Genomic DNA, 26621 nt, shown 5'->3' with positions numbered 1-26621 from the left:
GGGTCGTCCGGGGCCGGGGCGGAGGGCGTGGTGTTCGACGGCGCGCCGGCGGCCGGAGCCGCGCCGGCCCTGACCGGCGCCGCGACGTCGGGGACGCGTACGGCCCCGGGGGCGCCGGGCTGCCCGCCGTCCGGGCCGGTGCCGGCGGGGCGGCCTTCCCCCGGGCTCCCCGGACTCCCGGGCGGTCCGGGAGGCCCGCCCGCGCGGCTCGCGTCGGTACGCGCGGCCGCGTCGTGCGCCGCGGCGAGCGAGGAGGCCGGATGCGCCAGCGCCATGTAGACCTCGGGGTTGAACGGGCTGATCGAGCCCGTCCGCCCCGCGCCACCGAGGAAGCCGCCCATGAGCGAGTCGACCGAGAACGGGTTCTGCCACTGCCCGTAGACCATGCCGTTGGCGAGGAAGCTGCCCACCGGGGAGGCGATGGTGTTGGTCAGGCCGGTGGTCAGCGCGCGGCCCGCGAACCCGGGCACGTGCCGGGTGACCCTCGACACGGGCCCGGCCAGCTTGGTGCCGACGAGCGCGCCGGTGCCCGCTCCGATGATCGCGGCCTGGGACTTCTGCCAGTCCCACTCCTTCCTGGTGCCCATCTGGATCTGCTGGTACTGGGCCACCGCGTCGATGAAGAACTCCTCGCCGATCTCCTCGATGAGCTCGCGCCCGATCGACGAGGCGAGGACCCTGGCGAGCAGCCCGCGCCCGGTGGCGCCGGTGAGCACGGTCACCCGGGCGAGCTGCGTCGTGCCCAGCTCCCTGGCGCCCATGGTCATGAGCCGGACGAGGATGCGGCTGATGGCCGCCCGGAGCCCGGCCGCGGTCGGGCCGATGATCGCGGTGGACGACCCGGCGCTGAAGAACGCGACGATGAGCGCGATGGCGATGGCCACCACCGTGACCCAGAAGGCCACGTTGATGGACAGCTTGGAGTACTGCGACTCGACGGCGAAGTTGCTGGCCTGCTGCGAGTAGGCCTGCGCGTTCCCGCTCACCCCGGCCAGGCCGGCGTTGTGGCCGTACAGGGACTTGGCCCGGTCGACGAAGTTCGCGGTGGCGGGCGCCTCCCAGCCGGTCGCGAGCGCGCGCACGGCCGCGCCCGCGCGGGGCGTCGTGCCGACGGCGCCGGCGGCCAGGCTCTCGTACGCCTGGGCCAGCGTCGACAGCCCGCTCTCGCTCGCCTCCGGCCACTTCTGCCCGGCCGACAGCATCGGGATCAGCCAGTTGACCACCCACTCGGGCAGCGCTTCCGTCTCCCACGCGGGCAGGACGTCGCGGTCGATGCGGACCGCGGGCTGCGCGCTCGCCTGTCCGCCGCCGGTGCGGCTGCCGCCACCCTGAACGCCGGCGCCCCCGCCGTTGGCCGTCACGTTCCGGGCCTAGATCTCCACCCGCAGCCCGGCCGCGAGATCGCGCTTGATGTCGGCGTCCGTCTGCAGGGTGTTGTCGATGGCCTTGCGGACCTTGGCCCCCGCGTCGGCGATTCCCTTGGAGATCTCGGCGCACTTCGCGAGCATCTTGTCCGGCCCGTCGTTGCGGAAGTGGGCCGCCTTGAACGCCATGCCCTCGGCTCCGCCGCCCCACGGAGCGGTCGCGAGAGCCTGCTTGACCTGGTCGACGAGCACGGCGGTCGTCCGATCGACGTCCTCGGCCAGCGTGGCCCACTCAGAGGTGGCCCGGTCCACTGTGGGCTTGACGATTTGCGTGCCGTCCCAGAGTCTCACTGCCTGCCTCCCACCCGATCGGCGAACTGCTCGACGCCGGGTGGACGTACGCGCGCCTCTTACGTCTCTCCCGCGTTACTGGCTAGTTTCTGTCACATGAACATCAGGAGACAAGAGTTCGCTCAAAAGTGTTCATTCTCGACATCCAGTGACACAGCCCGTTCACGTATCTCCGTGACCTCCTCGCGAGGCACCCAGCGGCGGTAGACGCCCCGCTCGACCCGGTCCAGCCCCAGCTCCACGGCCGCGGGCGCGGAGCCGCCCAGATATTCGATCAGCAGCCGCCCGTCCCGCTCGCCGTGCACCTGGAAGCGTTCGCCCCGCCACGAGCACTCCGTCGTCACGAAGTGCAGGGCCGTGCACTCGGCCGCCGGGACCGGCCGTACGTGGCAGCCGGGCTCGACCTCCTCGAAGCCGTCCGCCGGCTCGGGGCTGCGCAGCCGTACCCACAGCTCCAGGGCGTGCGGCTCGGGGCTGGCCACGTAGTCCGCGCCCTGCCACCTGGCCCGGTAGAAGTGCAGGCTCATCGCGCCCGCGTCCCGATCAGCAGCCACCTGCGCAGGTCGCCGTGGTAGAGCGCGCGCCGGTGCTCGTGCCCCTCGATGGTGAGCTCCCAGATCTCGGCGCCGTGCGGCAGGCCCACCCCGTACACCTTGTACTCCCTGATGATGTGATCGACGCTGGGCACCAGGCCCATCCCGACGAACGGCGGCTCCTCGACCACCCAGCCCGCCACCGCGGCCCTGCCCTCCTCGTCCGTCCCTCCGTAGGGGGTGCGGTAGAGGCCGAGGCCGGCGGGGCGCCAGCGCAGGATGTTCAGCGAGCCGTCCGCGGTCACCATGTCGGGCCGGCCCAGCGCCGCGGCGAGCACGGTCGGCGTCGCGATGTGCGAGACGTCCAGCGCGTGGTGGCAGTAGCCGGAGACGCGCGGCTCGCCCTCGTTCAGCAGCCCGTGGACGTCTTCGGGGGAGAGCAGCTTCTGGACCGCGGGCACCCCCGAGCCGGGGTCCAGCGCGAGATCCTGGACCAGGGTGGGCACCGCCAGCCTGGCCACCGTGCCGGACTCCAGCAGGACCGCGGTCTCCAGCCCAGGGTTGATCGCCAGCCCCCACCGCGGGTCCGGCCATCCGGCGGCCAGCTCGACCAGCGAGACGACCCGGCAGTGCGTGGCGACGCCGCCGGTGGCCAGCCGCATGGCCTCGACGGAGGTGAAGGCGAGCAACCATGTCCGCTCGGGGCCGGCGGCGGTCGCCCAGGCGGGGGCCTCGGTCCCGGCCGCCGCGGCGGCGGTGATCGGCAGCGCCAGGTCGGCGTCGCGCAGCAGGCTCAGTCGCAGCGCCCCCTGCGCCGCCGCCAGCTGTTCCTCGAACGGCGTGCCGGGTTGATGATCACTCGACGTCATTCGCCCAGTTTGCCGTGTCGGCCACCGGGAGCGCCCGCCGCGTGGGTCAGGGTCTTACCTCAAGGCCGCCATCCGCCAGGGGGTCGTCGTTACTCTGCGACGGTGTTCTTCAATCATCGATCGCCTGGCGCGACAGTGCTCGCGGCCGTTGCCGCACTCATCGCAATCACCACCACGACCACCACCCCGGCCGCGCAGGCGCAGGAAGCGCCCACGACCGCGGCGGATCGCGTGCTGCGGGTCTACAACAACAACATCGAGAACCTGGTGCGGAACAACGCCGACGGCTCGTGCACCCGGGTCTCGGGCACGGACCACCTCACGTCGATGCTCGTCGACGACAACGGCAAGACGGGCACCACCGGCGTACAGGCTCCGGACCTCCTGATCGTGCAGCAGGTGCGCGGCACCGGGCAGGCCGAGGCGTACGCCGACCAGCTCGCGGCCAAGTTCGGCTATCCGGCGGGCACCTACAAGGCGATCGTGGCCTGGGACGATCCCGAGGTGTGGGGCAGCACCCACAAATGCAGCCAGCAGGCGCTCGGCGACCTGAAGAAGAAGCAGACCAACGGGATCATCTACAACACGAGGACGCTGAGCCTCGCGGCGGGCGACACCTCGAAATACTGGAGCGCGGGCTGGTTAAAGCCCGGGACGTCGTACGCGGGCGGCGCCGGGTGCACGCTGTACAAGCCGCCGAGCAACGACGACGGCAGCACGAACGAGTACAAGTGGAAGCGCACGAGCGCCATCGCGGCGAGGTTCACGATCAAGGCGACGGGGACCCCGGTCTTCGCCGCGACCATGCACCTTCCGGAACAGAACGGCGCCCACGCCTGCGCCGGCGAGGGTGACCCGGGCATCGCGAGCTCCGGCATCCACGTCGGCTCGGACGCCACGAGCCTGATGAACGCCTCGACGATCCGGGTGATCGGGATCGACGCGAATCGCACGAACATCGCCGCCACGACCCTCGGCGGCTTCGGCATGACCGGCTACGGCACGAAGGCCACCGCCGGCTCCAGGAAGATCGACTACCTGTTCGTCAAGGGCACCGTGCAGCCGTCCAGCATCGGCCACACGGTGAGCAGCACGAAGTCCAACCATCTGGCGCTGTACGGATTCATCGCGTTCTGAGCCCGGTTCCGCTTCCGGGGAGCCCGCCTTCCCCGGAAGCGGCCCGGCGGGTCCCTTGCGCCGGAGCCGATCCCCTTCTAAGTTAGCCCCCATAACTAAGGAGAGGCTAACCTATGAGGACCGGTGGCCGAACTGCCAGCTTCACCCTTGAGGACGTGATCCGCGCCGGGACGAGGATCGGCCTGCCCGAGCTGACCGTGCAGGCCGTGGCCGACGCGCTCGGCGTCACGACGGCCGCGATCTACCGCCACGTGCCGAGCCGCTCGGCGCTGGAGAGCCTGGTCGGCGAGGCGATCCTGGCAGGGCTCAAGCTGGTCGACGACCCGGCGGAGCCGGCCGTCGCCCACCTGGTCGGCTTCGCCGCGCAACTGCGCTCCTTCACGCTCGCGCACCCGGGTACGGCCCAGTACTTCCAGCGGCTGTTCCCCCGGGGGCCTTCGGGCGTGCGGCTGCTCGAACACCAGATCGTCGCCCTGGGCCGACGTGGTTACGACCCGGCCGCCGCCGTCGTGCTCAGCTCGGCGATCGCCACCATCACCCTGGGCGTCACCATGGCCGAGCAGGAGCGCGAGACCGAGCTCCGCTCCCAGGCCGCCGAGGAGGCGCTGGCCGCGATGGCCGGCTCCGCGCTGCTCCAGCAGGCCATGACGGGCATCCCCGAGCACACTCCCGAGGACTATTTCGTCCTGCTGATCACCTCGACCGCTGAGGGGCTGGTCGCCCAGCTCCCGCCCGGCCGGCCGATCGCGGTCCCGCGGACCGCCCGCTGATGGCCGGAGGGTACGGCGGCGCCGTCGCCACGGCGTTCGGGGCCCAGGACCACCCGATCACCGTGGTGGCGGTCAGGACGTCACCCCGCACTTCCGGCGCCTGACGTTCGGCGCGCCGACGCTCTTCGACGGCCCGCCGATCGAGCCGGCCGCCTGGGTACGCCTGCGGGCGCCCGACCCGGGCCGGCGGGGGCGCGAGCAGGCGGCGGGCTTGACCCTGGCCGGCGCCCCCAGCGGTCAGCCGTAGTTCTGCAGCCACGCCTCGGCCGTGTGCCGCTTCCCGGCGAGCTGGATGGAGACGCGGTACCTGGTGCCGATCTTCGCGTTGTAGATGCGGCCGTACTGCGGCTTGCCGTTGCAGGGCAGCTTCCGGCCGTACTTCACGGACTTGTAGATGCCGCCCGACTTGTGCTCCCAGATGGTGAAGTACATCCGGGTCTTGTCGCCGCCGTTCCAGCACCTGGCGACGAGCTGGAAGACCTTGGCCCTAGCCAGGGCGATGTTGAGCATCCGTTGAGAAGCCGTGCAGCAGGGTCTCGGCGATCTGCTGGACCCGGGCCAAGGTGATCCCGTTCCGCTGCTCGACGGCCAGCGGGTGGTCGGTCGGCTCCAGCTCGATGAGCGGGCGTCGTCCTACTGCGCGGGTGTGCAGGTTGGCCTTGAGGTTGATCGTTGACGGCGAGTAGATCGGCAGCTCCGTCGACAGCCAGCCGAAGTAGGGCGGCTCGCTCTCCCTGCCGGGCGTCTCCCAGAGCTTCACCGCGCGGGCGAAATTCTCAGGGCTGAGCGAGACCCACGCGCCCCAGCTGAACGTCTCGCCGAGGTCGGTCACGGGGATCTCGATCAGCCCGCGCACGAAGAACGCCTGCCCCTGGATCACGCACTGGTCGGAGCTCAGCCCGCAGCCCGGGGCATCGGCATTGAGCGGGGGACCGGGTCATGACCACGGTGCACGATCAACGGAATGCGGCCAGCGAGACCGGCTGCCACTTGCGCCAGGTGGCAAGCCGCTCCTCGTACTCGGCCGCGACCGGCTCGAACGACTTGCCGAAGAAGATCCGGGCCGGCGGGTCGTCGGTGTCGGCCAGCTCCAGGATCGGCCCGCGCGTCGCCTTCGGGTCCCCGAGGTCCCACTCGATCTCGGTGGCCGCGTGGACCTCGGCGTAGTCCGGGTGCTGGGCGCTCGTACGGATGCTCCCGCCGCCGAAGTCGGTCGAGTACGGCCCGGGCTCCAGGCAGATCACGTCGATGCCGAAGCCCTGGACCTCCTTGCGCAGCGACTCCGACATCCCCTCCACCGCCCACTTCGACGCGTGGTAGCCGCCGATGCCGGGGAACGCCCGGACGCCGCCCTCGCTGGTGACCTGGATGATCCGGCCGCGACCCTGCGCCCGCAGCACCGGCAGGGCCGCCTGCGTGACCCACAGCGTGCCGAAGAAGTTGGTCTCCATCTCGGCTCGGATCTCGGCCTCGGTCAGCTCCTCGACCATGCCGAAATGGCCGTAACCCGCGTTGTTGACCACCACGTCCAGCCCGCCGAAGTGCTCGGCCGCCTGCCGCACGGCGGCGAACACGGCCGCGCGGTCGGTGATGTCGAGCCGCAGGGGCAGCACGGCGTCCCCGTACTGCTCGACGAGGGGGCGCAGGTGGCCGAGGTCGCGTGCGGTGGCGGCCACCCGGTCGCCACGGTCGAGGGCGGCCTGCGCCCACTCCCGGCCGAACCCCTTCGACGTGCCGGTGATGAACCAGATCTTGGACAACGTCCTCACCTCTCCACAATCAATGCCGTTCGTTCTAAGAGTAGCATGGACTGCATTAATTGGATGGGTGGTAGAGTCACCGCATGGAAGGCCGGCGAGATCGGAAGAAGCGGCAGACCCGCGAGCGGATCCAGACCTCGGCGCTGGAGCTGTTCACGTCACACGGCTACCGCAACACGACCATCGCGGCGATCGCCGAGCACGCGGACGTCGCGACGCGGACCGTCACGCTGCACTTCCCCACCAAGGAAGACCTGCTGTTCGCGGACGACCCGTTCGCCCCGGAGTCGTTGGCCGCCCGCCTCGACAGCCGCCCGGGCGCGGCACTCGACGCCGTCGGCGAGTGGATGCGCGACACGATGCGCGCTCTGGACGAACACGACGCCGACCAGGGCTCCGAGCCGGGCGAGACCTGGTCCCGCCGCATCAGGCGGGCCACCCTGATCGCCGAGGACGAGGATCTCCGCGGTCGGGCCCGCGCGAGCTACTACGAGCTCGAACGCCTGATCGCCGCCGCCATCGGCAAGGACGTGGGCCTGCCGCCCGACGCGCTGGCCCCGCGCCTGACCGCGTACACCGTGGTGGGCGGCCTGCGCGAGCTGTACATGACCCACGAGGCCCGCCACCGCGACACCGCTACCGGGGAGCTGCTTCCCCTGGTCGGCCGCGTGCTCGACGTCGCCCGCGCGGGCCTGGCCGAGCTCACCGCCGGGCCCGCGCCGGAGCGCCCGTGAACGCGCGCCGCCTCGTGCTCAATCCCCGGCGAAGGCCGCCGAGGGCCCTCGCCGCGATCACCCGCTGAGGCCGCCCCAGCGCGCCGGACGGATGTGTCTGGATGCAGCGAAGGTGACAGTGAGCCCTGCCCTCGACCTGGGCACTGTCAGTTCGACGGGTGTCGAAATATCGGCGCTTGCGTCACCGAAGTTGACAGTACCCGGCCGAAGATCATTACCACCACCGCAGTGCGTGCAGGAAGCACGCGACGGTCAGATGGCTCAGGCTGGGTGAGTTGTACGATCACTCGCTCCCCGATGGGAGGGTGATCTGCGTCGATGAGTTCGGGCCGTTGGACCTGCTGCCGCGCAAGCGCAAGCGGTGGCGCCTGGCCGGCGCTGCTCGCATTCCTCACCCGGCCCTGACCCCGCCGCCCCCACGGTCGGGCGGCGGGACCGGGACAGGCCGCCAGGATCCGGCCTGGGCGGCGAGGAGCTCGGCGTACCTGCCGGGCACGGCGATCAGCTCCTCGTGGGTGCCGCGCTGCACGACGCGTCCCCGGTCGAGGACCACGATGAGGTCGGCGTCCCTCACCGTGCTGAGACGGTGGGCGATGACGATGCGCGTCTGCGGGAGCCAGGCCAGGTTGGCTTCGACGATGGCCTCCGTGGCGCTGTCGAGGTTGCTGGTGGCCTCGTCGAGCAGGAGCACCTTGGGCCGGCACAACAGGGCGCGGGCCAGGGCCAGACGCTGCCGCTGGCCGCCGGACAGGCCGCCGCCCTCGATCAGCATCGTCTCGTACCTCATGGGCATGGCCATGATCTCGTCGTGCAGCGCGGCCACCTCGGCGGCCGCGACCACCCGCTCCAGCGGCGCGTCCGGGTCGTTGAGCGCGATGTTCTCGCGGATGGTGCCGTTGAACAGGGACGGGTCCTGGGTGACGACGCCGAACTGGCGGCGCAGGGTGCGCAGGTTGAGCTCGCCCGCGGGCACGCCGTCGTAGCGGATCTCGCCCTCGACCGGGAGGTGCAGCGCCAGCAGGAGCCTGGCCAGCGTGCTCTTGCCGGAGCCCGAGGCGCCCACCAGCGCGACCTTCTGGCCGGGGCTGATCGACACCGACACGCCGCGCAGGGTCCACGGGCCGCGCGGGTCGTGGCGGAAGCCGACGTCGCGCAGCTCGATCCGGCCACGCAGGCGCAGCACCTCGATGCCCTCGTTCGGTTCCGGGGCGGAGACGAGGATGTCGGAGAGCCGGTCGAAGTGGGCGCCCGCCTGCTGGAGGCTCTGCAGGCTCGTCATCAGCGAGCCGAGCGGGGTCAGCGCGGCCAGGGCGATCGCGTTGAGCGCGATCAGCGCGCCGGCGGAGAGCTCACCCTCGAGCACCCGCCAGGCGCCGATCCACAGCAGCCCGAGCGGCGTGACGACGCGGATCGCTGACACGACGGCGTCCAGGAGGCCGTGGGTGAGGCCGATGCGGACGTCCGCGTCGAGTTGCTGGGCGAAGTGCTCCGACCACTGGTCCATCGCCCTGCGCTCGGCGCCCGACGCTTTGAGCGTCTCGATGCCGCTGAGCGTCTGGATGAGGGTGCTCTGCGACTTCGACAGCGCCGCCAGCTCCTGCTGCGTCAGCAGGTGGACGCGCCGGGACGTGGCCAGCAGGAGCAGCGACTGGAGCAGCACCACGCCGGTCAGCGCCGCCCCGAAGACCGGGTCGCGGGCGTAGACGAGCACCAGGTAGCCGATGGCGAGCGGCCCGTCGAGCACCGCGGTGATGATCTGGCCGGTGAGCAGCTCCCGCAGGGTCGAGACGCTGGAGGCGCGGGTCACCAGGTCGCCGGTGCCCCGCCGGGTGAAGTACGTGTAGGGGAGGGCCACCAGATGGCCGACCACCCCCTCACTGAGCTCCTGGTCGGCGCGGGCGCGTACGGTCACCAGCAGCGCCGACCGCAGATACCCCAGGAGGAGCTGGGCCGCCCCCGCGACCAGCACCGCCGCCCCCAGCAGCGGCAGCAGGCCGGCGGCATGCCGCGGCAGGACCGTGTCCAGCAGCAGCTCGGAGAAGAGCGGCAGGGCCAGGCCGACCAGTTGCAGCAGCAGCGAGGCCACGATGACCTGCGCGAGCAGCCCGCGCCGTCGCCGCAGCAGCGTCCGTACGAACTCCCGCCGCCACGCCCCGGCCAGCGACGACGACCCGCGCCGGAACCCCGCCCCCGGCTCGAAGGCGAGCAGCACCCCGCTGAACCCCGCCGCGAACTCCGACGGGGTCAGCCGCCGCCGCCCCTGGCCGGGATCGACGATGTCCACCCGGTCGACGGCCCACCGCTCGACGACCACGAAGTGGCTGGACTCCCAGTGGACGATGGCCGGGAGCGGCACCCTGGCCAGGTCGCCGGGGGCGAGCTGGAACGCCTTGGCGGTCAGCCCGTGTTCGCGTGCGCCCGCCACGATGGCGCGGGCGCTGAGGCCGTCGCGGCCGACGCCGAGAAGGTCGGCCAACTCGGTGACGGTCGTGCGGTGGCCGTGATGGCGCAGCACCATCGCCAGGCACGCCGGCCCGCACTCGGTCTGCGTGTTCTGGAGCACCACCCGCAGGCGGCTCACCGGGCATCCCCGGTGAGCACGGCCTCGCCCGGCGGGAAGGCGCGGCGTCCCGGCACGGTCACAGCCAGTGCCAGGTGATGTCGGCCGCGGCCCGCCGCCCGGCCATGTACTCCGCGAAGCCCGCGCGGCCGGCGGCGGTGAGGGTGCGCGGGTCGGTGGGATCGGCGGGCCGGCGCTCGCGGACGACGCCGAGCAGATGGGCCTTGCCGTGGGGGACAGGGCCGACGACGGCGCCCTGGGGGGCGGCGTGCAGCGGTTCGGGCAGGTCGAGGGCGGGGCCGTCGGCGGTGGTGACGGTGATCCGCTCGCGGGAGGCGAGGGCTTGGAGGAGGGCGGCGGCGGGGTCGGGCGCGCCTGCCATCGCGGCGAGGCGATCTTCAGGGCCTTCCGCCCACAACGCCCACACCTGGTCGAACTCGGCCGGGTGGCGCTCCAGATAGGCGCGCGCCGTCTCCTGCTCGACGCGTGCACGGACCCGCTGCTTGAGCGCCAGGCCGTCGATGTGATGCGCGTAGGCCGTTTCGTTCAGGCCGACGCCGGCGAGCCAGCCCATCAGCGCGGCGCGGCTGTGCAGGCCATTCCTGATCCGGTAGGCGTCGGACGCCCGCTGCAGCTCCTCCTGGGTGGGCGGGGGCTCCCTGCCCGCCAGGTCGCTCAGGATGCAGTGATCGATCAGCTCGTCCTGGACGGTGGAGCTCCGCCCGGCCCACGACCGCAGGGTGAGCAGCGCGTTCTGGACGAGCAGGGCGTAGCCGTCCACGGTGACGACCCGGCCGGAGGCCCAGTGGGTGGAGTGGTCCACGGTCCAGGGGACGCCGTCCTCGGCCGGTGCGGTCAGCGCCACGCTTCCCCCGCCGGGGTGGGCCAGCACGAGGTCGTAGTCGACGAGGGGGCTGCCCGGCCGTACGTCGGCGACGAGCTGGGCGCGGGCGTCGGGCCTGGCCGCACGCCACTCGGCGACGGCCCGCCGCGCCTCGGGCACGCCGTCGCGGCGGCGCGGCAGCGCCCGCAGCAGGTCCACGGCTTCGGTAAGGGTGGCGGCGAAGGTACTGGTCATGCGGATTCACCCGGGTGTTCTGTGGCGGTGAGCCAGTCGGCGATGGCGGCGGAGATGGGCAGGCCGGTGGCGCTCTCGATCCAGCCCCACTGTCCGGCGGGGTTGATCTCCAGGTACACGTACTCGCCCTCGGGGGTGAGGATCACGTCGATGCAGCCGTAGTGCAGGCCGAGCGCGGCGGTCAGCTCCAGGCAGCGGCGCTCGACCTCCGCCGGCAGCCGGTGGACCGCGTACGTGGAGAACGTCTGCTCGTAGTGGCGGTAGTCGTAGCGGGTCGCGCGTGACCCCTGGGAGTGGATCTCGGCGGCGAACACCCGCTCTCCCACCACCGTGATCCGCAGCTCGACGGCCTTCCTGACGTACGGCTGGAGGATGGCGGGCGAGAGGGCCAGGCGGTGCCTGTCGGTGAGACGGCGGCGGGTGATGGGCGTGGTGTAGTGGGAGTGGTCCTCGCCGTCGACCTGGAACTCGACGAACTCCACCTCCTTGGCGATCAGCTCGCCGCCGGCCTCCTCCCAGAACGGGATGAGGTCCTCGCCGTCGTTGGTGACGAGGGTGTCGGGGGTGGTGAAGCCCAGCGCCGCCGCGACGCCGAGGTTGACGAGCTTGTTCTGGGTGCGGAAGACGTCCAGGCTCCTGGCCGGCAGCCAGCGGCCCGCGAGGGTGTGCTCCCACCCCTGCAGCAGGATGGCGGCCATCTTCTCGACGTAGCGCCGGTGCCCGTCGTCGGTGACCCCGGGCGCGCGCGGACGGGTGGGGTGGCGGTTCCAGATCGTGGTGAACCGGGAGCAGTCGTATGCACGGCCGCCGGCGCGCAGGGTGTGCCGCCAGGAGCCGCCGGTCAGGCGCGAGCTGATCGCGGCGCCGGCGGGGTAGTCGCCCGGGTCCCACCACAGGAACTCGGCGTCCCGCCTGACGAGCTCGGGGACGACCATCTCCACCGAGTCGTCGTCCTTGCCGCTGAGGATGAGAATCAACGAACTTCCTATCGTCAGAGGCGGCGTGCCCGCGGGACGCGGCCACGCCGCCTCCTCTACAGCACGACTACGGTCATGTGGTCCTGCCTGTCGACGGTCTGCCCCAGGTGACTGCTGGCGGTCCACAGGCACATCTTGACGTGGCGCTCCGCGCCGCCGACGATGGCGTCCAACGCGTCCTCGGGCAGCTCGGCTGCGCTGTCGAGGTCGTCCAAGCGAATGCTCATTCTTCTTACACCTCCCCCTGTAACGATCTTTCGTGTTCCGGACAGGACGAGATCATTCACGCCGGGCGTCCCGGGCGCCCAGAGTGCGGAGTCCCGATGCTGCCCGCGGAGGGCGGGGCCGGTGTCCCGGGCCGCGCGAGGTCAAGCCGTGACGGCGCGCGTGGCTCCGCTCCCTGGCCGCCCGGGACGCCCGGCGGGGATCGTGCTGCCATCGTCCGGCTACGAAGGAGTCACGACAGTGTCCGAGCGCATCGTCCCCAGCAGCGTCGACCCCAGCGGTACCTTTCCGCCCGCGCGCCCGGCGGCGCGTCCTGGCCACGTCCGGGCCACCGGGCTGCTCCTGGCCGCCGGCGCCACCGCCTGGGCGGTCTCCACGGTCATCGTGGGAGACAGAATCAAGGACGGCATCCACGACCTCGACACCATCACCGGGATGGTGTTCGTCGCGGGCCTGCTCGCCTTCGTCCGGCTCGTGTCGGCCACCCGAGGCGCCGGCGACGGCTGGACGCGGATCATCCCCCATGGCCTGCTGGTGGTGCTGGCCGGGGCGTTCCTGCTCAACGCGCTGTCCTTCGGCTACGCCCGCCACGACGACTTCCCGCTGCCACTGATGATCCTGGACGCCTGCTGGCCGCTCGGCCAGCTCGGCATGCTGGTCCTCGGCGTCGTCATCGCGGTGAAGGGCCGCTACCGGGGCGCCGTCCGCTGGCTGCCGCTGCTCGCGGGCGCCTGGTTCCCGGTGACCGTGATCGCCGACCTGACCGGCGGCTCGGTGGTCTCGGTGTACGTCAGCGCGGCCTGGCTGCTCGGCGTGCACGCCCACCTCGGCGTACGCCTCGCCGCCCGCCCCACCCTCTGATCAGCGGCGGGGCGGCACGCCCGTCACTGGCCGAGGCCGGCCTGCCGGGCCTGGATGATGGCCTGGGCGCGGTCGGCGACCTGCAGCTTGGCGAAGACGTTGGAGACGTTGTTGCGCACCGTCTTCGGCGACAGGGACAGGCGCTCGGCGATCAGCCGGTTGGACAGGCCGGTCGCGATGAGGTCGAGTATCTCCCGTTCCCTCATGGTGAGCTGCGGGAACGGTTTCTCGACCGGCGGGCGCAGGGTGGCGAGCCTGGCGAAGTAGCGCGTCACCCGCTCGGCCAGCGCGGGCCCGAAGATCACCTCGCCGCTGGCCACCGCCGTGATCGCGCGCAGGATCTCGGTCTGGTCGGCGCCCTTGAGCAGGTAGCCGCGGGCGCCGGCCAGCATGGCGGCGAAGACGCTCTCGTCGTCCTCGTGCATCGTGAGCACGAGGACGTGGGTGCCGGGGCAACCGGCGGTGATCCGCTCGGTCGCCGCTACACCGTCCAGCCGGGGCATCCGCAGGTCCATGACGACCACCTCGGGACGCAGCCGTACGGCCTCGGCGACCGCCTCCTCGCCGTCGGCGGCGGTGCCCACCACCTCGGCCTCGCCGGTGGAGTGGAGCATCATCCTCAGACCGTCGCGGTAGACCGGATGGTCGTCGGCCAGCAGCACGCGGGGCGTCACGGCGCGGCCACCGCCTCAGACGGCAGTGCGGGGGAGGCGGGCAGGACGGCGTGGACGCGGGTGCCGCCGGCGTCGCCCGCCGCGACGGCGCAGCGCCCGCCGAGCTCCTCCGCCCGTTCACGCATGCCGACCAGCCCCACCCCGACCACCGCGCCGGGCCGCAGCCCGCGCCCGTCGTCCGTCACCTCGACCTCCAGTTCGTCGCCCGCCACGGCGACGCGCACGTGGCAGGTGGCCGCGCCCGCGTGCCGGGCGACGTTGGTGAGAGCCTCGCAGACTATCCGGTACGCCGCCACCTCGGTCGCGGCCGGCAGCGCCGCCAGCTCACCTTCGGTCTCCACCTGGACGGCGAGGCCGCCGTCGCGGAACCTGGCGGCCTCGTGGCGCAGCGCACCTGCCAGGCCGAACTGGTCGAGAGCCGGGGGCCGCAGGTTGTGCACGAGCCGCCGGACGTCGCCGAGCATGGTGCCCAGGTCCGTCTTGACCTGCTCCAGCGCCTCGCGGGCCGCGTCGGTGTCGCGGGCGAGCAGGTTGTGCGCGGCCTGCACCTTCAGCGCGGCGGCGGCCAGCGTGGGGCCCAGCCCGTCGTGCAGGTCCCTGCGCAGGCGCCGCCGCTCCTCGGCCACGCCGGTGACCAGGCGTTCGCGGCTGTGCTGCAGCTCCTCGGTCAGCGCGGTCGCGCGGATGGCGGCGGCGGCCTGGCGGACGACGTCGGCCAAAAGGCGCTGATCGGACTCGGCCGGCCAGGTGCCGGGGCGCGGCACGAGGGCGAGCCGGCCGATCGCCGCCTCGCGGTAGGCGAAGGGCAGCACCACGACGTCCCCGGCCGGGACGCCGTGCTCCACGATGACGGTCCGCCCGTCCGCCCGGTCCAGCTCGACCCGCGCGTACGGCGAGCCGAACGTCGCCGACACCGCCTTGGCGACCTGCAGCAGCAGTTCCTCCGGCCGGGCCGACTCCTCCAGCCGCCGGGCCAGGGCCGAGACCACCTCGTACGGCTCGGCGCGTCCGGCCAGCACCCGGTCGACCCACCGCCGCACCCGCTCCCGCAGCGGGGCGTAGATCACGCCCACCGCGACCGCCGCCAGCACGGCCGCCTCCGGCTCGCCGATCAGCGCCCCCAGCCCGGCGAAGATCGGCACGTCGACCGCGACGACGGCCAGCGCGAGGCCGCCGTACAGGAGGGCCCAGCCGAGCAGCGGGTCGATGTCGTAGAGCCGGTACCTGCTCACCGCGATCAGGACCGCTGCGGCGAGCGCCACCAGGGAGGCGACGAACGCGAAGTCCTGTGGCAGCCCGGTCACCACGGCGGGCACCACGATCAGGATCGCGTTCAGCAACGCCGCCAGCGACATCCAGCGCAACTGCGCCCGCAGCGCGCCCCGCGAGCCCCTGAACCGCCACGCGAACGTCGCCACCGAGATGAGAAGGCTCACCACCAGCAGGGCGGGCGCCAGCGCCGTCCCCGCGCGCCACACCGCGTCCGGGATCGGGGGGAGCGGCGCGTCGATCCCGGGCCAGTGGCCGCCGGACGACTCCAGGCGCCAGGGGACGCCGAGGAACACCACGATTGTCAGGGTCGTCGCGCCGAGCGAGAGCCAGGCGGCCGGCCGCCAGCGCGGCGAGGGCAGGCGTCCGTCGGGGAAGAACAGCAGCACGAGCAGCGGCAGCAGGTTGAGCAGCGGTCCCAGCCGGGCGCCGGCGTATACGGCGGCCGGGGTCAGCGGGAGCGCGCCGCCGTGCCGGGTCAGCGACAGCACCGCGTACGCGCCGGCCAGGCCGTTCACGCCCGACACAACCCCTCCGACGATCAGCAGCCAGGTCATGAGATGGCGCGGCACCCGGACCGCCAGCACGCCTCCGGCGATCGCCAGGGCCACGGCGGGGACCGCGGACCCCCACACGGCCCAGTCCAGCGGCTCGGGCCGGGTGACCGTCCCCGTCGCCACGTCGATCCAGATGGCGGCCACGGCGGACAGGACGGACAACGCGGCGAGCGCCAGCGCCCCTGCCGCGAGCCGCCGATCGGCCGCGGTCGTGGACGCCCGCCACATGACGTCCGGGCGAGCCGCGGCGGAAGCATCCTGGGTGGCAGGGGCGCGCTGATCCGGCGGGACCGGGATGCGGCTGTCGGCGGGAGGGTCGGGCACGCCGCCCAGATTGTCACAGAGATCCCCGGCAGCACATGGGAGCGGTGTCCCTTCCCGGCCGGGTCACCTGTCCCGGCCGCTGTCCTGCCGGGGTCGTCCGGCTTCGCTCGCCCCAAGATGTTCTTTGTGGTGAATGCTGATCGGCACGGAGGCGATCCGAACCGCGCGCACGCACCTCACGCCGGTGCCACCACCAGCGCCAGCCGTCTGGGCAAGACCGCCGCCATCTTTCGGGTTGAACCTCCTGCCGTACACGCCGCTACTGCCAACTTCGATGACGCGCTTCCACGTCTGCTTCCGGTTGCCGTGACGGACTGTCGTCTTCAAAGCCGTCAGACAGGATGAGTCCGGGCAAGTGGAGCCCTTGACGTAGCAAATGAACGGTTTTTTAATTCGTTCATGGGGCGCATCGCAGGCGTGACCGCCGCAGAAACCCGTGACCGGCTGCTCCAGGCGGCCGCCGACGTGTTCGCCGCCCGAGGCTACGACGGCACCCGCGTGAGCGACATCGCCGCGACCGCCGGGGTGAGCAACGGCGCGCTGTACGCGCACTTCGGGTCCAAGGCCGAGCTGCTGGTCGCCGCGCTGCGGGCGCACGGGCCGCGGCTGCTGGCCACGTTGTTCGCCGCCGATCCCGACCGGTCGATCGCGGACCTGCTGCTCGTCGTCGGCCGGCGGCTGCCCCGACGCCGTGAGGCCTGCGGGCACCTCATCGTCGAGGCGATGGTCGCGGCCCGCCGTGACGAGGAGGTCGCGCGAGCCATGCGCGACTACGCCGGCGAGCGGGCCGACTGGCTCGCCGCACTCGTCCGGGTCGCCCAGGCGGGGGACGAGATCGATCCCGCGCTGTCGCCGGACGCGGTCGCCCACTTCTGCCTCCTGCTGGCGATGGGCAGCGCGCTGGTCACGCCGGCGCTGCGGGCGGTGGACGACGGCGAGTGGAGCGCGCTGCTCGCCCGCGTCGTCGGCGCGCTGGCCCCCACCGACACAACAGCACAGAGGGGAGCACCCCAGTGAAGGTGCAGATCGACTCCGGGCGCTGCCAGGGGCACGGACGCTGCTACGACCTCGCGCCCGGCCTGTTCGGCGAGGACGACGAGGGTTACGGTCAGGTGCTCGGCGAGGGCATCGTGCCGCAGGACCAGGAGCGCACGGCGCGACTGGCGGTCTCCAACTGTCCAGAACATGCGATCGAGGCACTCTAGGAGGCGTGGCATGACCGTCGACGACCGCTTCAGCCGGGACTTCCAGGAGGCGCAGAAGGACCGGCCGCTCGGCACCCGCAACGAGATCATCACCGGGCCGGTCGCGGACTGGGCGACAGACTTCTCCCACGCCGAGCCCGAGTGGGCGGCCGACCCGTACCCCATCCAGGACGAGCTGCGCCAGAGCTGCCCGATCGCGCACACCGAGCGGTTCGGCGGGGCGTGGCTGCCGACCCGCTACGAGGACGTCGCGGCCATCGCCTACGACACCGAGCACTTCTCCTCGCGGGCGATCATCATGAGCAACTTCCGGCCGCCCAAGGAGCTGGCGCCGGTGGGCGGCGTGCCGCCGATCTCCTCCGACCCGCCCTTCCACCACCACGCGCGCAAGCTGCTGCTGCCCGCCTTCACCAAGAACGCGGTCGCCAAGCGGGAAGAGGCCACCCGGGCGTTCTGCCACGCCCTCATCGACGCGATGGAGGGGAAGGAGGTCGTCGACGCCGCCCACGACTACGCCCAGCACATCCCCATGCGGGTCATCGCCGACATGCTCGGCTTCCCGGCGGAGGACGGGCCGAGCTTCCGCGGGTTCATCGAGAGCGCGCTCGAAGGCGTCAACCTGCCGCCGGAGGAACGCCTGGCCCGTACGGAGCAGCTGTTCGACTACCTGCTCGCGCAGATCCGCGACCACGTCGACCACCCGCGCGACGACCTGACCACCTATCTGATCAACGCCGAGCTGGGCGGGCGCAAGCTTGAGCCGTCCCACGTGGCCGGCACGATGGCGCTGCTGCTCATCGCGGGCATCGACACCACCTGGAGCGCGATCGGCGCGTCCCTGTGGCACCTGGCCAAGACGCCCGCCGACCGGCGGCGCCTGGCCGGCGAGCCCGGCCTGCTGCCGACCGCGATGGAGGAGCTGCTCAGGGCGTACGCGCCGGTCACCATGGCCCGGCTGGTCAAGCAGGACATGCACTGGAACGGCGTGGACATGAAGTCCGACGACTGGATCCTGCTGTCGTTCCCGGCCGCCAACCGCGATCCCGCGCAGTTCGACCGGGCGGGCGAGGTCGTCATCGATCGCGAGGTCAACCGGCACGCCGCGTTCGGCCTGGGCATCCACCGCTGCGTCGGCTCGCACCTGGCGCGCATGGAGCTGCGGGTGGCCCTGGAGGTCTGGCTGGAGCGGATCCCGGACTTCACGCTCGCCGACCCGGCGGCGGTGACCTGGGCGACGGGTCAGGTACGCGGGCCACGCACGTTGCCGCTCCGCATAGTGTGGCCGTAGGGGGCAAGCAGGACGGGGGAGACAGAATTCTTCAATTTTCGCCATATTTCATGACATGTGGACGCGGTAGTGTCTCCGTGTCGAGAGCCGCCGGGCCGGCCTGGCCGCATCCGATCGTCGCCGAGGCCGGCAACGGGTTCATCGGCGCACCGGGTTGAGGCTGGTCACCGGGCCTGGGCCCCTGCCGGAGCGGACCGAGGACGTGCGGATGGATGCCCTGTTCCACGACGGATCGCTGTGCGTCTTCCCCGTGCTCGCCGATGACGGCAGCCTGACGCTGCGCCTGGAGGGCTCGATCGACCGTACGACGAGCCCGGCCTGGCGGTCGGCTCTCATGTGCGCCACCGGCCGGGAAGGCGATGTCGTCGTGGACATGGCGGATGTGGAGTTCATCGACGTGGCGGGGCTGCGCGAGCTCGTGAGCGTCGCCCTGTCGCTGCCCGCCGGCCGGCGTCTGCGGGTCCGCCGCCTGGCCCCCGCGATGGCCAAGGTCGTCCGCCTCGCGGGGTGGGACGGGGTCTTCGGCCTGGTTCTGGAGGAGGCTGGACGCCCATGAACACCGCCACGCCCGAGCTGGTCCACCAGGCGCTGTTCTATGACAGCGACCAGGCGTTCCCGGCCGCGCTGACCGGCTTCTGCCTGGACGGGCTGGCCGCCGGCGACAAGATCCTGGCCGTGACGACCGAGACCAACCTCGCCCTGCTCGCCGGCGAGCTGGGCCCGGCCGCGGCGGACGTGGAGTTCGTCCCCGCCCGGAGCTGGTACGACGCGCCGGGCCGGACGCTGGCCGCCTACAACCGCTACGTGGACGCGCACAGGCCCTTCCACCCCCGCGTGCGCATCATCGGCGAGCCGATCTGGGCCGGCCGCGACCCGGTGGCCGAGGCCGAGTGGACCCGCTACGAGTCGGTGATCAACGCCGCCTTCGCCGGGAGCCCGGTCTGGGTCGTGTGCCCCTATGACGAGCGGGTGCTGCCCGAGCGGATCACCGCCGACGCCCGGCGTACGCACCCGTCGCTGGTGACCGGCACCGGTACGCACCACAGCCCCGCCTACACCGACCCGGCCGCCTTCACCTGCGCCATCGACCACCAGCCGCTGCCCGAGCCGGCGGGCACGGTGATGGAGATCCACTTCGACGTCCACCTGCACCGGATGCGCCGGCGCCTGAGCGCGCACGCGATCGAGCTGGGCCTGGGCGCGGAGGAGGTCAACCGGCTGGTGCTGGTGGTCAACGAGGTCGTCACCAACGCCGTCCACCACGGCGGCGGGCACGGCCGGATCCTGCTGTGGGCCGACGAGGACACCGTCGTCTGCGACGTCACCGACCCCGGGCGGATGGACATTCCGTACCCCGGCTACCTGCCGCCCGATCCGACCGCGGGCCACGGCCACGGCCTGTGGATCGTGCGCCAGCTGTGCGAGCTGCTGGAGATCCGTACGGGCGAGGACGGCACCCAGCTCCGCCTCCACCTGGCCCGCGCCTGACCCCATCCGGGGCCCTGGCCGCGGGGGCGGCGGTACGGCAGACTGGGAGCAATCGATCATCGCGCCGGGTCGCCGGGGAGGATTCGTTGAGCGAGCGGGACACGCTGCAACGCAGGACCTGGGCGATCGGCGACTACCGGTTCGTCGGCGCGCGCTTCGTGCTCGCCGCGGAGCTCCTGTGCGAGGCCGCGCGGCTGCGCGCGCAGGAGTCGCATCTCGACGTGGCCACCGGCACCGGGAACGTGGCGCTCGCCGCGGCCCGGCGCGCCGCCCGGGTCACCGCCGTCGATCTGGTGCCCGAGCTGCTCGCGCACGCCAGACGGCGGGCCGAGGCCGAGGCGCTGGAGATCGACTTCATCGAGGGCAACGCCGAGGCGCTGCCGGTCCCCGACGGCTCCTACGACCTCGTCACCTCGACGTTCGGGGTGATGTTCGCCCGCGACCAGGAGCGGGCCGCCGCCGAGCTGCTGCGGGTGGTGCGGCCGGGCGGCCGAATCGCGCTCGCCTGCTGGACGCCGTCCGGCTACATGGGCCGGATGCTCGCGCTCAACGCCGCGTACGTCACTCCGCCGCCCGGCACCAGGCCCGAGAGCCGCTGGGGGACGATCGAGGGCCTGCGCGAGCTGTTCGGCCCCGAGGCCGGCATCGAGGCCGTGCCGCGCGAGCTGTGGTGGCGGTTCGCCGGCCCGGAGGAGCACGTGCGGGCGTGGTGCGAGACGTACGGGCCCACGGTGGTGGCGCTGGAGGCCCTCGACGCCGCCGGGCGGGAGTCGCTCGTCGCCGACCTGACCGAGCTGGTCCACGGGCTGAACACCGATGGCGAGACGCTGCTCATGCCGCTCGAATATCTCGAGATCGTCATACGCCCCTGAGCGGGAGCGCCGGCTCCTTGACCACGCGGCCCCCGGCCAGCACGAACGGCGGGTCGAGCAGGGCGCGCACGTCGGCGAGCGGATCCCCGTCCACGGCGATCAGGTCGGCCAGATAGCCCGGCTTGATCGCCCCGGCGCCGTCCAGGCCGGCGGCCCGCATCCCGGTCTCGGTGGCCGCCATCAGCGCGTCACGCGCGGAGAGCCCGCCGGCGATCATGCCCTCCAGGCCGTCCACCACCCCGCCGACGTGCGGGTGGCGCGGGATGCCCGAGTCGGTCCCGGCCAGGATCGGCACGCCGGCCGCGTGCAGCATGGCCACCCAGCCGCCCCGGATCTCGATGGGGATGGGATGGGCGTGCGCGCCCGCGAGCCCGAGCGTCGGGCACACCCCCGCGCCCGCCGCCACCAGGTCCCGCACCACGGCCTCGTCGTAGCCGTCGCCGCCCTCCGGCGAGATGAACGTGCCGTGCTCGACGGAGTCGACCCCGGCGGCGGCCGCGGCCCGGATGCCCGCGGTGGACAGGGCGTGCGCGGCGACGGTGACGCCGAGCAGGTGCGCCTCGTCCACGACCGCCGCGAGCGCCTCGGGCGACACCTCGAACCGCACCGGATCCGTGCCCGGCGTCATGCGGCCGCCGGTCACCATCACCTTGATCAGGTCGGCGCCGGCCTCGATCTCCTCGCGCACCGCGCGCCTGGCCCGGCCGGGGTCGCCGATCTCGTTGCCCATGAACCAGCAGTGGCCCCGCGGCCGGGTCAGCGGTCGGCCCGCGACCATCATGCGCGGGCCGGGCGTCTTGCCGTCCCTGATCTCGTCGCGGATCCGCGCGGCCAGGCCGCCGGGCGCGCCGAGGTCTCTGGCGAAGGTCACGCCGCTCTCCACGAGCTGCCTGGCCGAGGTGCGCATCGAGTCGATCAGGGCCGGCTCGTCGCGGGCCAGCATGGTCGCGACCGGATCGCTCCCCGCGTCGAAGGCCAGGTGGACGTGGGCGTCCATCAGCCCGGGGAACAGGGTCCGCGTCCCGAGCTCCACGGTGGCTAGGCCGCCCTCGCCGGCGAAGTGGCCGGGCCTGTCGGCGGTGCGGCCCGCCCAGAGGATGCGATCACCCCGGACGACGACCGTGGCGTCCTCGACGACCGTCCCCGAGGCGACGTCGGTGATCGCCCGCGCCGCCCGGTACGCGGTCACCCGCCCCTCGCCCCGATCCGGGATCGCCTTGTGCTCGGTCATCGTTCCGTTCCCCCCTCGCGATAGCCCAGGCTCTGCGACACGGCGGTCGCGGTGTCCTGCACCGCCGCCGACACGCTGGCCAGCCGCCGCTCGTCCACCCGCCGGTCCAGCATGGTCACGCAGACGCAGTATCTGACCTCGCCCTCGGTGTCCCAGACCGGCGCGGACACGCCGACCGTGTGCGGCGTGATCTCCCCGTCGCTCACCCAGACGCCCTCCGCCCTGATCCTGGCGAGGCTGTCCCTGATGGCGTCCGGGTCGGTCGGGGTGCGGTCGGTGTAGCGGGGGAGCGGGGCGGCCAGCACCTCTTGCAGGAAACGCTCGTCCTGGTAGGCCAGCAGGGTCTTGCCCGCTCCCGCGTTCAGCCCGATCGTGTCGCCGATCTCCACGGTGACGGCGGTCTCCGCGTTGATGTCGAGCCGCTCGACGCAGACGTAGCGGTGGCCGCGCAGCGTGTAGAACAGCACGACCTCGCCGGTCTGCTCGGCCAGCCTGATCAGGTGCCGGCGGGCGGCCGTACGCGGGGCGCGCCGCCCGGCGGCGCGGCCGAGCGCCACGGCGGCCGGACCGAGCGAGTAGGACCCCCTGGCCTCGGCCTGCTCCAGGTAGTGGCGCGCCTCCAGGGACCGGACGATCCGGTGCGTCACCGCCTTGTGCATGCCCAGGTGCTTGGCCAGGTCGGACACGCGCCACTCGGCCTGACCGGCGAACGCCTCCAGCACGGTCAGGACCCGGTCGACGCCCTGCAACGCCGCGGGCTTGGCGGGCTCGTCTGTCACGTCTTCCTCCAAGCGCCCATCAGTCCCGTGGATCATGGGGACCATTGTCGGCCACGAGCCGCTCCACCAGCGAACCGGCGTACGCGATCTCCTGCTCGGTGTTGTAGTAGTGCGCCGAGGCGCGCACGACGCCGGTCAGGCCGCGCGCCGGCAGGTCCCACTGCGAGGAGGTGGACCTGGACACGCTGACGTTGACCCGCTCGGCGGCCAGGGCGCTCTTGACGTCTTCGGGCGCCAGGCCGTCCACCGTGAAGGAGACGATGCCGCACCGGCTGCCGCCCAGGTCGTGGACGCGGACGCGGTCGATGCCGGCGAGCGTGCGCCGTAGCAGCTCGCCCAGGGCGAGCACGCGCGCCTCGATGGCCGCCGTGCCGAGACTCAGGGCGTAGTCGGCGGCGGCGCCGAGCCCGGCCACGGCCGCGTAGTTCTTCTCCCACGTCTCGTAGCGGCGTGCGTCCTTGCTCATCTCGTACGTGGTCGGGGAGGTCCAGACGGCCGAGCCGTTGTCGAGCACGGCCGGCTCGAACAGCTCCATCGCGCTCTCACGCACGTAGAGGAACCCGGTGCCGCGCGGGCCGCGCAGGTATTTGCGGCCGGTCCCGGTCAGCACGTCGCATTTGAGCTCGGCGACGTCGAGATCGAGCTGCCCGACCGACTGGCAGGCGTCCAGCAGGAACGGCACGCCGGCGGCCGAGGCCAGCGCGCCGACCGCCGCGGCCGGGTTGATCAGGCCGCCCTGGGTGGGGATGTGCGTCATGGACACGAGCCGGACGCCCGGCCGCGCCAGCTCCCTCTCCAGCTCCCGCAGGTCGATCTGCCCGCTGTCGTCGTCGCCGATCACCCGTACCTCCACGCCGGTGCGGGCGGCCTGCTGCAGGTAGGCGATGGCGTTGCTGCCGTACTCCGAGCGGCAGGTGAGGATCCGGTCGCCGGGGCCGAGCCGCAGGCCGTAGAAGACCATGTCCCAGGCCCGGGTCGCGTTGTCGGCCAGCGCGATCTCCGCGGGCCTGGCGCCGATCAGGGCCGCGAGCGAGTCGTACGTCGCCGCGAGCTGCCCGGCCCGCTCCCGCTGCGTCTCGTATCCGCCGCGCGCCGCCTCGGCCCGCAGATAGTCCACCGTCGTCTCCAGCACGGAGGCGGGCGGCAGCGCGCAGCCCGCGTTGTTCAGGTGGACGAGGTCCCGGGTGCCCGGCGTGTCGTCGCGGACGCGGTCGATGTCGATCATCAAGATGTACGTCAGCCTCGCTTCAGGAATTCTCGGGCCCGTGCCGTCCGCGGGTTCGTCAGCACGGTGTCCGGATGGCCCTCCTCGACGATGACGCCGTCGTCCATGAAACACACGTGATCGGCGACCTCGCGGGCGAAGCCCATCTCGTGCGTGACCACGATCATCGTCATGCCCTCGGCGGCGAGGTCGCGCATGACGGCCAGCACCTCGCCCACCAGCTCGGGGTCCAGCGCGGACGTCGGCTCGTCGAAGAGCATGACCTTGGGCCGCATCGCCAGCGCGCGGGCGATGGCGACGCGCTGCTGCTGGCCGCCGGACAGCTCGTTGGGGTAGTGGTCGCCGCGCGCCGAGAGCCCGACCTGGTCCAGCAGCGCCAGTGCCAGGCGCCTGGTGTCGTCCCTGCCCGCGCCGCTGACCCGCAGCGGCCCGGCCATGACGTTCTCCAGGGCGGTCATGTGCGGGAAGAGATTGAAGCGCTGGAAGACCATGCCGATGTGGCGGCGCTGGTCGGCGATCTCCTTCTCCGGGAGCGGCACGACGTGGTCGCCGTCCACCCGCAGGCCGATCAGCTCGCCGTCCACCCAGACCTCGCCCTCGTCGGCGAGCTGCAGCCCGTTGACGCAGCGCAGCAGGGTGGACTTGCCCGACCCCGACGGTCCGATCAGGCAGCTCACCGAGCCCCTGGCCACCGAGTAGTCGACGCCCTTGAGCACCTCCACGGAGTCGAACCGCTTGCGGATCCCGTGCATCACGATCATGGGGGAGTCCACTAGGCCTCCTTGGCGACGGGGCGGGAGCGGGGGGCGTACCCCTTGGAGTACTTGCGTTCGAGCAGCGACTGGACGTAGCTCAGCAGCGAGGTGAGCAGCAGGTACCAGAACGCCGCGACGATGAGCAGCGGGATCGTCTGGTAGTTGAGCGCGTACACGACCTGGGCGCTGTGCAGCAGGTCCGCCAGGCCGATGACGCTCACCAGCGCGGTGTTCTTGAACGTGGTGACGAGCTGGTTCGCCGTCGGCGGGATGATGGTCCGCACGGCCTGCGGCATGACGATCCCGAAGACCTTGCCCGGCCGCATGCCGAGCGCCTGCGCCGCCTCGTACTGGCCGCGGTCCACGCCGAGCAGCCCGCCGCGGACGATCTCGGCCATGTACGCGCCCTCGTTCAGCGACAGCGCGAGCACCGCCGCCGTCCACGGCGTGACCAGCGCGTTGGCGTCGATGCCCGCCAGCGTCGGCCCGAACGGCACGGCCAGCTCGATCCGGGGGAACAGGGCCGCGATGTTGAACCAGAAGATCACCTGGATCAGCAGCGGCGTGCCGCGGAAGAACCAGATGTAGCCCCACGCCGCCCTGGACACGAACGGGTTGGCCGAGGTTCGCATGACGGCCAGGATGACGCCCAGCACGGATCCGACGATCATGACGACCGCGGTCAGCTCCAGGGTGAGCAGCAGGCCGCGCAGCATCACGGCGCTGAACAGGTACTGCCCGACGGTCGGCCAGCCGAAGTTGGGGTTGGTGATCGCCGCGTCGAGCAGCGTCAGCACCACCAGGATGATCACGGCGATGGCGGCGTAGCGCCACGGGCTCGGCCTGGGTTCGCGGCGGGCCCGCCGCGCGGGCCCTGCGGTGACAGTCACGGGTACGCTCGCCTAGCCCTTGAGCCGGCCCAGCTCGGCGGCGGGCAGTGCGTAGCCGGGCATGCCCCACTTGTCGTAGATCTGCTGGTACTCGGGCCGCCCGTGCAGCACCTCCATCGCCTTGACCAGCGCCTCGGTGAGCTCGCTGCCCTTGATCACGGCCATGCCGCCCGTGGAGGTCAGGCTGGACTCGTCCTTCAGTACCTCGAACTTGGCGCCCTGCGTCTTCTGCGCGTAGCCGAGCACGGGGCCGTCGGCCATGACCGCCTTCACCCGGCCGCTCGCCATGGCCTGCAGGACCTGGCTCTGGTCGGGCAGCTCGACGCCCTTAACGGCGGGCTTGCCCTGGCTCTCGCAGCTCTCCTCGCTGAGCTTCGGCAGCCGGGTGGTGGCCTGGAACGATCCGACGGCCACGCCGACCTGCAGCCCGCACAGCGTCTTCGACGTCAGCTTCTCGGGGTTGCCCGATGGCACCGCGACGGCCGAGCCGCCCTTGGTGAAGGCCACCATGTCGAGCACTTCGAGCCGCTCGGGGCTCGCCGACATCGAGGCCAGCGCCATGCCGTACTTCTTGGACTGCAAGCCGGGGATGATGCCGTCGAGCGGGATGGACACGAGCGTCGGCTCCAGCCCCATCACCCGGGCCAGCGCCCGGCCTATGTCGGCGTTCAGCCCGAGGCTCGTCCTGCCGTCGCCGGCCACGAACGAGGTGGGCGGCGCCCCGGCGCTGAGCACCATCGTGATCTTCTTGGATTGCCGCAGATCGGCCGGCAGCAGGGCCTGGACCTGCGGATCCGGCTGGATCTGGGAAAAGGTGTCAGCCTGTTCGAGGCTTGCGCCCCCGG

At 72.3% G+C, this 26621-nt stretch carries 29 protein-coding genes; 10 read left to right on the top strand and 19 right to left on the bottom strand.

Annotated elements, in window-relative coordinates; genetic code table 11:
• From ETD85_RS14930 to ETD85_RS14915, 4 genes are all read right to left on the bottom strand, one after another.
• Positions 1–1361, bottom strand: a 1361-nt coding sequence (locus ETD85_RS14930) for a WXG100-like domain-containing protein (protein ID WP_138690295.1), incomplete at its 3' end; no start/stop codon positions are given.
• Positions 1362–1370: 9 nt separating this feature from the next.
• Positions 1371–1715 carry a hypothetical protein gene (locus tag ETD85_RS14925; RefSeq protein WP_138690294.1) on the bottom strand — a complete coding sequence of 115 codons (345 nt, stop codon included), beginning with the start codon at positions 1713–1715 and terminating at the stop codon, positions 1371–1373.
• Positions 1716–1837: 122 nt separating this feature from the next.
• Positions 1838–2269, bottom strand: a complete 432-nt coding sequence (locus ETD85_RS14920) for a hypothetical protein (RefSeq protein WP_240779154.1) — start codon at positions 2267–2269, stop codon at positions 1838–1840.
• A complete protein-coding gene (locus ETD85_RS14915; RefSeq protein ID WP_138690293.1) occupies positions 2239–3117 on the bottom strand; it encodes an SseB family protein in 879 nt (292 codons plus the stop codon). The genes ETD85_RS14920 and ETD85_RS14915 overlap by 31 nt, the downstream gene beginning before the upstream one ends.
• A gap of 135 nt (positions 3118–3252) precedes the next feature.
• Between ETD85_RS14915 and ETD85_RS14910 the strand changes: the two genes are divergently transcribed.
• Both ETD85_RS14910 and ETD85_RS14905 read left to right on the top strand, forming a co-directional pair.
• Positions 3253–4254, top strand: coding sequence for a hypothetical protein (locus ETD85_RS14910; protein ID WP_240779153.1), 1002 nt, complete (start codon positions 3253–3255; stop codon positions 4252–4254).
• Between the two features lie 113 nt (positions 4255–4367).
• Positions 4368–5024 (top strand): TetR/AcrR family transcriptional regulator, encoded by a 657-nt coding sequence (locus ETD85_RS14905; RefSeq protein WP_138690291.1) that lies wholly within the window; start codon positions 4368–4370, stop codon positions 5022–5024.
• Between the two features lie 237 nt (positions 5025–5261).
• On the opposite strand, the gene ETD85_RS14900 is transcribed toward ETD85_RS14905, so the two are convergent.
• From ETD85_RS14900 to ETD85_RS14890, 3 genes are read right to left on the bottom strand one after another with little or no spacing between them, the layout of a single operon-like run.
• Positions 5262–5534 (bottom strand): hypothetical protein, encoded by a 273-nt coding sequence (locus tag ETD85_RS14900; protein WP_138690290.1) that lies wholly within the window; start codon positions 5532–5534, stop codon positions 5262–5264.
• Entirely contained in the window at positions 5512–5922 is a 411-nt protein-coding gene (locus ETD85_RS14895) for a DUF2199 domain-containing protein (protein ID WP_138690289.1), read from the bottom strand. Before ETD85_RS14895 ends, ETD85_RS14900 begins: the two co-directional genes overlap by 23 nt.
• A gap of 58 nt (positions 5923–5980) precedes the next feature.
• Positions 5981–6793: an SDR family NAD(P)-dependent oxidoreductase gene (locus tag ETD85_RS14890; RefSeq protein ID WP_420847250.1), complete on the bottom strand. Its 813-nt coding sequence runs from the start codon at positions 6791–6793 to the stop codon at positions 5981–5983.
• A 74-nt stretch (positions 6794–6867) separates the two neighbouring features.
• Between ETD85_RS14890 and ETD85_RS14885 the strand changes: the two genes are divergently transcribed.
• The gene (locus ETD85_RS14885; RefSeq protein WP_138690287.1) at positions 6868–7518 is read left to right on the top strand and encodes a TetR/AcrR family transcriptional regulator; all 651 of its coding nucleotides are present in this window, start codon (positions 6868–6870) and stop codon (positions 7516–7518) included.
• A gap of 391 nt (positions 7519–7909) precedes the next feature.
• Here ETD85_RS14885 and ETD85_RS14875 read toward each other — a convergent pair whose 3' ends face one another.
• From ETD85_RS14875 to ETD85_RS63095, 4 genes are read right to left on the bottom strand one after another with little or no spacing between them, the layout of a single operon-like run.
• Complete coding sequence (locus tag ETD85_RS14875; RefSeq protein ID WP_138690286.1) at positions 7910–10099, bottom strand: peptidase domain-containing ABC transporter; 2190 nt, start codon at positions 10097–10099, stop codon at positions 7910–7912.
• 58 nt (positions 10100–10157) lie between these two features.
• A complete protein-coding gene (locus ETD85_RS14870) occupies positions 10158–11156 on the bottom strand; it encodes a TIGR04500 family putative peptide maturation system protein (RefSeq protein ID WP_138690285.1) in 999 nt (332 codons plus the stop codon).
• Complete coding sequence (locus ETD85_RS14865; RefSeq protein ID WP_138690284.1) at positions 11153–12133, bottom strand: MvdC/MvdD family ATP grasp protein; 981 nt, start codon at positions 12131–12133, stop codon at positions 11153–11155. The genes ETD85_RS14870 and ETD85_RS14865 overlap by 4 nt, the downstream gene beginning before the upstream one ends.
• A gap of 56 nt (positions 12134–12189) precedes the next feature.
• A complete protein-coding gene (locus ETD85_RS63095; protein WP_170246678.1) occupies positions 12190–12360 on the bottom strand; it encodes a hypothetical protein in 171 nt (56 codons plus the stop codon).
• 238 nt (positions 12361–12598) lie between these two features.
• Between ETD85_RS63095 and ETD85_RS14860 the strand changes: the two genes are divergently transcribed.
• Positions 12599–13219, top strand: coding sequence for a hypothetical protein (locus ETD85_RS14860; protein ID WP_138690283.1), 621 nt, complete (start codon positions 12599–12601; stop codon positions 13217–13219).
• Between the two features lie 23 nt (positions 13220–13242).
• Here the strand turns inward: ETD85_RS14860 and ETD85_RS14855 are convergent, their stop codons facing one another.
• Together ETD85_RS14855 and ETD85_RS14850 are read right to left on the bottom strand one after the other, a co-directional pair.
• Complete coding sequence (locus ETD85_RS14855) at positions 13243–13893, bottom strand: response regulator transcription factor (protein WP_138690282.1); 651 nt, start codon at positions 13891–13893, stop codon at positions 13243–13245.
• Complete coding sequence (locus ETD85_RS14850; protein WP_240779151.1) at positions 13890–16043, bottom strand: sensor histidine kinase; 2154 nt, start codon at positions 16041–16043, stop codon at positions 13890–13892. Before ETD85_RS14850 ends, ETD85_RS14855 begins: the two co-directional genes overlap by 4 nt.
• A gap of 399 nt (positions 16044–16442) precedes the next feature.
• Between ETD85_RS14850 and ETD85_RS14845 the strand changes: the two genes are divergently transcribed.
• From ETD85_RS14845 to ETD85_RS14820, 6 genes are all read left to right on the top strand, one after another.
• Positions 16443–17060 carry a TetR/AcrR family transcriptional regulator gene (locus ETD85_RS14845; protein WP_138690281.1) on the top strand — a complete coding sequence of 206 codons (618 nt, stop codon included), beginning with the start codon at positions 16443–16445 and terminating at the stop codon, positions 17058–17060.
• A complete protein-coding gene (locus ETD85_RS14840) occupies positions 17057–17248 on the top strand; it encodes a ferredoxin (protein WP_138690280.1) in 192 nt (63 codons plus the stop codon). The genes ETD85_RS14845 and ETD85_RS14840 overlap by 4 nt, the downstream gene beginning before the upstream one ends.
• A gap of 10 nt (positions 17249–17258) precedes the next feature.
• Positions 17259–18536 carry a cytochrome P450 gene (locus tag ETD85_RS14835; RefSeq protein WP_138690279.1) on the top strand — a complete coding sequence of 426 codons (1278 nt, stop codon included), beginning with the start codon at positions 17259–17261 and terminating at the stop codon, positions 18534–18536.
• A 208-nt stretch (positions 18537–18744) separates the two neighbouring features.
• Complete coding sequence (locus tag ETD85_RS14830; RefSeq protein ID WP_138690278.1) at positions 18745–19092, top strand: STAS domain-containing protein; 348 nt, start codon at positions 18745–18747, stop codon at positions 19090–19092.
• Entirely contained in the window at positions 19089–20024 is a 936-nt protein-coding gene (locus ETD85_RS14825; RefSeq protein WP_138690277.1) for a sensor histidine kinase, read from the top strand. Before ETD85_RS14830 ends, ETD85_RS14825 begins: the two co-directional genes overlap by 4 nt.
• Positions 20025–20110: 86 nt before the next feature.
• Positions 20111–20896, top strand: coding sequence for a class I SAM-dependent methyltransferase (locus tag ETD85_RS14820; protein ID WP_138690276.1), 786 nt, complete (start codon positions 20111–20113; stop codon positions 20894–20896).
• Here ETD85_RS14820 and ETD85_RS14815 read toward each other — a convergent pair.
• The 6 genes from ETD85_RS14815 to ETD85_RS14790 are packed head-to-tail and all read right to left on the bottom strand — an operon-like array spanning position 20883 to position 26514.
• Positions 20883–22127: an amidohydrolase family protein gene (locus ETD85_RS14815; RefSeq protein ID WP_138690275.1), complete on the bottom strand. Its 1245-nt coding sequence runs from the start codon at positions 22125–22127 to the stop codon at positions 20883–20885. The two genes, ETD85_RS14820 and ETD85_RS14815, sit on opposite strands and share 14 nt — an antisense overlap.
• Positions 22124–22906 (bottom strand): IclR family transcriptional regulator, encoded by a 783-nt coding sequence (locus ETD85_RS14810; protein WP_170246677.1) that lies wholly within the window; start codon positions 22904–22906, stop codon positions 22124–22126. The genes ETD85_RS14815 and ETD85_RS14810 overlap by 4 nt, the downstream gene beginning before the upstream one ends.
• A gap of 19 nt (positions 22907–22925) precedes the next feature.
• Entirely contained in the window at positions 22926–24131 is a 1206-nt protein-coding gene (locus ETD85_RS14805) for an aminotransferase class V-fold PLP-dependent enzyme (protein WP_138690273.1), read from the bottom strand.
• An 11-nt stretch (positions 24132–24142) separates the two neighbouring features.
• Positions 24143–24892: an amino acid ABC transporter ATP-binding protein gene (locus ETD85_RS14800; protein WP_138690297.1), complete on the bottom strand. Its 750-nt coding sequence runs from the start codon at positions 24890–24892 to the stop codon at positions 24143–24145.
• 11 nt (positions 24893–24903) lie between these two features.
• Positions 24904–25776: an amino acid ABC transporter permease gene (locus ETD85_RS14795; RefSeq protein WP_138690272.1), complete on the bottom strand. Its 873-nt coding sequence runs from the start codon at positions 25774–25776 to the stop codon at positions 24904–24906.
• A gap of 12 nt (positions 25777–25788) precedes the next feature.
• Positions 25789–26514 carry a transporter substrate-binding domain-containing protein gene (locus ETD85_RS14790; RefSeq protein ID WP_138690271.1) on the bottom strand — a complete coding sequence of 242 codons (726 nt, stop codon included), beginning with the start codon at positions 26512–26514 and terminating at the stop codon, positions 25789–25791.
• Positions 26515–26621: the final 107 nt, after the last annotated feature.

Source organism: Nonomuraea zeae, from assembly GCF_005889725.1.
In the GTDB taxonomy this organism is placed as follows: Bacteria; Actinomycetota; Actinomycetes; order Streptosporangiales; family Streptosporangiaceae; genus Nonomuraea; species Nonomuraea zeae.
This window is presented reverse-complemented; position numbering and strand designations above follow the sequence as displayed.

Coding starts and splice junctions, on each gene's coding strand:
- ETD85_RS14835 (WP_138690279.1), top strand. CDS start 17,259: ATGACCGTCGACGACCGCTTCAGCCGGGACTTCCAGGAGGCGCAGAAG.
- ETD85_RS14800 (WP_138690297.1), bottom strand. CDS start 24,892: ATGATCGTGATGCACGGGATCCGCAAGCGGTTCGACTCCGTGGAGGTG.
- ETD85_RS14905 (WP_138690291.1), top strand. CDS start 4,368: ATGAGGACCGGTGGCCGAACTGCCAGCTTCACCCTTGAGGACGTGATC.
- ETD85_RS14830 (WP_138690278.1), top strand. CDS start 18,745: ATGGATGCCCTGTTCCACGACGGATCGCTGTGCGTCTTCCCCGTGCTC.
- ETD85_RS14900 (WP_138690290.1), bottom strand. CDS start 5,534: ATGCTCAACATCGCCCTGGCTAGGGCCAAGGTCTTCCAGCTCGTCGCC.
- ETD85_RS14870 (WP_138690285.1), bottom strand. CDS start 11,156: ATGACCAGTACCTTCGCCGCCACCCTTACCGAAGCCGTGGACCTGCTG.
- ETD85_RS14790 (WP_138690271.1), bottom strand. CDS start 26,514: ATGGTGCTCAGCGCCGGGGCGCCGCCCACCTCGTTCGTGGCCGGCGAC.
- ETD85_RS14805 (WP_138690273.1), bottom strand. CDS start 24,131: ATGATCGACATCGACCGCGTCCGCGACGACACGCCGGGCACCCGGGAC.
- ETD85_RS14845 (WP_138690281.1), top strand. CDS start 16,443: ATGGGGCGCATCGCAGGCGTGACCGCCGCAGAAACCCGTGACCGGCTG.
- ETD85_RS14825 (WP_138690277.1), top strand. CDS start 19,089: ATGAACACCGCCACGCCCGAGCTGGTCCACCAGGCGCTGTTCTATGAC.
- ETD85_RS14885 (WP_138690287.1), top strand. CDS start 6,868: ATGGAAGGCCGGCGAGATCGGAAGAAGCGGCAGACCCGCGAGCGGATC.
- ETD85_RS63095 (WP_170246678.1), bottom strand. CDS start 12,360: ATGAGCATTCGCTTGGACGACCTCGACAGCGCAGCCGAGCTGCCCGAG.
- ETD85_RS14815 (WP_138690275.1), bottom strand. CDS start 22,127: ATGACCGAGCACAAGGCGATCCCGGATCGGGGCGAGGGGCGGGTGACC.
- ETD85_RS14915 (WP_138690293.1), bottom strand. CDS start 3,117: ATGACGTCGAGTGATCATCAACCCGGCACGCCGTTCGAGGAACAGCTG.